Annotated in this window: 4 protein-coding genes; 1 reads left to right on the forward strand and 3 read right to left on the reverse strand. The window is 49.3% G+C overall.

Features of this window, described 5'->3' with window-relative positions; genetic code table 11:
• On the reverse strand, window positions 1-428 hold a 428-nt coding region (locus Q0294_RS09715), incomplete at its 3' end, for a DUF1559 domain-containing protein (RefSeq protein ID WP_299464035.1).
• Between the two features lie 210 nt (window positions 429-638).
• Entirely contained in the window at window positions 639-2015 is a 1377-nt protein-coding gene (locus tag Q0294_RS09720) for a sigma-70 family RNA polymerase sigma factor (RefSeq protein WP_299464038.1), read from the reverse strand.
• 173 nt (window positions 2016-2188) lie between these two features.
• Between Q0294_RS09720 and Q0294_RS09725 the strand changes: the two genes are divergently transcribed.
• Window positions 2189-2461 (forward strand): ferredoxin family protein, encoded by a 273-nt coding sequence (locus tag Q0294_RS09725; protein WP_299464041.1) that lies wholly within the window; start codon window positions 2189-2191, stop codon window positions 2459-2461.
• Between the two features lie 205 nt (window positions 2462-2666).
• On the opposite strand, the gene Q0294_RS09730 is transcribed toward Q0294_RS09725, so the two are convergent.
• The coding region (locus tag Q0294_RS09730; RefSeq protein WP_299464044.1) for a glycosyltransferase family 87 protein at window positions 2667-3883 on the reverse strand (1217 nt) is incomplete at its 5' end.

Consider the following 3883-nt stretch of genomic DNA (forward strand, 5'->3'; position numbering starts at 1 on the left):
AGTCTCAGTAAGAAGATTGAAGTCATGCCAGATTTATAATCGATCTTACCTGTGAGTTCTCCTGCTGGCGAAATATAGACGCGTGGTGTATGTCTCACCCAATCGGCAATTCTGGTTTCTTCATTTGATTGTTGCTGAGATATTATTTGCTGATAAAGAATGTGGTCACCAAGAAACGGAAGTAACCTCACTCTCCAGTTCAGTGCATCATGATTTGTTTTGGTCTCTGATGACATCAAACCAGAAGGGTAGGTGTCGTTATAGTACTTTACTGCAAGCCCGATGTTCTTCATCTGTATTTTGGTATTTATTTTTGCGACATATTCCTTCAAAGACCTTCGCTGCGCGGCATCCTGATAAAGTAGATACAGGACGAAAGAGGCAATGATAACAATGATAGAGATCAAATAATAAACGTAGGTTTTCATTGAAGATCTTATCTAAATATACATAGCACAAGTATACCGATTGATTGCGTTTAGTTATTGATCGATTTTATCATAGGTCTACGACAATTATTTTCATATTCTGGAAAATGCTCAACAAGTTGCTCCTTCTTCAGTTGAATGTCGACGACTGCATAATCTCCACTGGCTTTATAAATCTTCTTCCAGGTAGCAACATCAAAGGGGCTGTTATCATTGTAACACCATCAATGCCTGCTGCAATTCGGTGATTGTCTGATAGCGTTTCCGGGGATCATCGGAGAGACAGCGTTTTACAACTCTGAAAACGGGTTTCAGTTCCTTTTCCCCACTGCAGTGTATGAACGGTTTCTCGGGCAGTCTGCCTGTGATCAGCGTCCATAAAAGTACGCCCAGGCTGTAAATGTCTGTTGCCGGTGTGGGTAGACTCTGGCAGCTTAGAATTTCTGGGGCAATAAATCCCGCTGTGCCTCCAATACTGTTTCCCACAGTCGCGGCACCATCGGCGATCAGAAAAGCGAACCCGAAATCGGTCACCAGAACATTGCCATTTTTGTCCTGCAGGATGTTTCCTGGTTTGAGGTCGCAGTGAATGATTCCCTTGTCGTGCGCGTAGCCGATTGCGTCTGTCACGTTTTCGAGAATGGCCAGCACGGCTGTGATGGAAAACGGTTGTACTTCCAGTTGAGACTGCAGGTCGATGCCCTCCACATAATCCATGACCATAAAGTATCCACCCCCCGGGAATCGCCCGAGACCCTCAACGCCCACAATAATGGCGTGATGCAACCTGGTAAGCAGCTGTGCCTCTTTGACGAACTGGGCCACCGCGCGCCGATCGGACTGACGTGCTTTGTGGAGCGACTTAATGGCTACCTGCTGTTTCGTGCCTTTCACTCGGGCGCGAAAGACCTTTCCCATGCCACCTGAGCCCAACAGTTGCTCCAAAACATAATCCGAATAGAGCAGTGGAGCGTCATGTTCAACCACTGACGTTCGGGATTTAACATCGTTCGAGTCACGATGCAACAATCGTTGCTCAATCTTCCGCCTGGCACTCGCCAATAATCTGCGGACTGTTCTCTCCGATTTTTTGACGGATCTGCTGATCTCTATGTTGCCTTGCCCCTGGAGACTTGCCGTCAGGACAATTCGCTCTTCCAGTGGAAGCTCCTGGATCACCAGGTGTAATTCTTCGACGATCGCGACGACTTCCTCTGCCGAAGGTTCCGGGGCTGTTACAGCAGCGGTGGCCATGTCTGTGTGGTCTTCATGGTGGATACTTCTCTTTGCCGCCGTATGTTTTTCAATTTGCCCATAGAGCTTGTGCAGCGTGATGCTTGCCAGTAGCCGCCACAGGTCACCGGCCTCGTTCAGCTGGTATTCATCCCCTTTGGCGTGCACAAAAAAACTGCGATATGCCGATTGAACGATGTCCTCGGCATCGACTCGACGACGGAGTTTCGACCCGATGCGGCTGCGTGCCAGGGCGATGAGCCTCGCGACATAGCGGTCAAAAATGGCTGTCGCCGCTTCGCTCTGGCCAGCCTGGTACATCTGCAATAGCTCTTGTGAATTCAAGTTCGACACTCTCCTAAACGATTCTGGACCATCGTCAAAGTTGATTTTAGGCGATCATTTGGGGATTTTTCGATTTTTTTTAAGATTCTGTGGCCAATCTTATCTGCAAATCGGATGTACCCCTGGAGAAGCGACTCCTGTTTGCTCGTGTAAGTTCGAATTTTGTTTAGAAAGGACCCGGAATGGCCTACGTCGTAACCGCCCCATGCATCGGCTGCAAATACACAGACTGCGTACTCGCTTGCCCCTGCGACTGCTTCCGCGAAGGCGACCAGATGCTTTACATTGATCCGGATGCGTGTATTGACTGCGACGCCTGCCGTGTTGAATGCCCTGTCGGAGCCATCTTTTACGAGGACAATGTCCCAGACCAGTGGCAAGAATTTATACAACTCAATGCAGAGATGGCGGCTAAGTTACCCCCCATCACAGAGAAGAAAGCACCTTTGAAATGACGCACGTGGTTACAGAGCCCTGTTGCGGTTGCAAATACATAGATTGCGTCACAGTCTGTCCAGAGCCGAAAAAGGGGCAGCGACTGTCTGAAAAATTGTTGAGAGGCGAGAAGAGTTGACTCCCTTTTCTCTCGGCTGTCCCACTTGTGATTCGACTCGCGATACGGACCGCGTTGGGAATCAACGGCAGCGGACGCCGTGCCGCTCATTGTGGTTCTGCTGGCTGCACCTTTTTAACGCCCAAAGCTGCTGCTGTCTTCGCTTTTGTTACCTGGTGGTGTCGACTGAGCAGAAAACAGAGGAGGCCGAGAAACAGAAATGTGGAAGTATGATAAGTGCTCAGGATCTCGCTGTAAAACTTCCCGATAAATGTTCGATTGAGAACCAGCACCATAATTGCAAACACGGCAATGCCGATTTTCAATGCTCTGGTAAAACGCTGCTGACTCATCGAAGCACGAATCAGTAGATAAACTCCCGGAAAAATACCCACACAATGCTGACCCCAGGTGATCGGCGAGTAAAGTAAAATCAGGACCGAAATAATCGCGCACTCCCAGAGTATCCGCTCATCGGTTCGATCGGGATAATGTCTGCGAAACCGCCAGGCAACGAATCCGAGAAACAGGAGCATACTCACTGAAATGATCCGGCCGGCTGTGAAAGGTGGCAGGTCAAGAAAATCCACATAGAGTGGTGTGTCCATGCGGACTTCGTGATCCCGCGGAAAATGCATCAGATAGCGGGCCAGTCCGGGGCGCAGTGACATATTCGCCAGAGGGACGGGACCGGAAATGTTCCGCGAGGGATCTTTTTCCTGAAAGCCGCGCATGACATTTTTAGTCCAGTACCCAAACGTGTGAACGGACTCGGAATATCCCAGTTTCAGTATCGGCAAAAGTGTAAAACATGTGGCGGCCAGAAATGTCAGCAGCGCCATTTTCCATTCCCGCTTGAGGATAAAGTAAACCCAGAACAGTGACGGCGTACATTTCAATGCCATCGCGAATCCCAGCAGAATACTGCCTTGCAGTTCTTTTTTCTCACGCCAGAAATAAATGGCTAACCACGAAAGCGCCACCAGGGCCAGATTGACCCCACATTCCAACATGTCGCGCACGAGGTATCGACTGGAAAGCAGAATGGCAACAGTCACTGTCCAGAACAGTTCATTTTTTCCCAGCGGAAAATGGATCTCACTCAAGCGATTCAATGCCCAGACGAGAAAATACAAGGCCAGGAAAAACAGAGGATAGACCAGCAGATAAGCCGTCTCCATCGGAATACCGGCCAGTACGGAATGCACGAATCCCCAGAAGGGAGGATAGGGATAGTTGAGATTTTCCGTATAGAGAAATTGCCCGGTTGCAATATATTCACCCGATTGCCAGTGCAGGGGAAAATCGCCGGGAGGCTTGCGAG

The organism is uncultured Gimesia sp. (genome assembly GCF_937919775.1).
Taxonomy (GTDB): domain Bacteria; phylum Planctomycetota; class Planctomycetia; order Planctomycetales; family Planctomycetaceae; genus Gimesia.

Bases quoted from the DNA above. Each gene is read 5' to 3' on its own strand.
- Q0294_RS09725 (WP_299464041.1), top strand. From the start codon at position 2,189: ATGGCCTACGTCGTAACCGCCCCATGCATCGGCTGCAAATACACAGAC.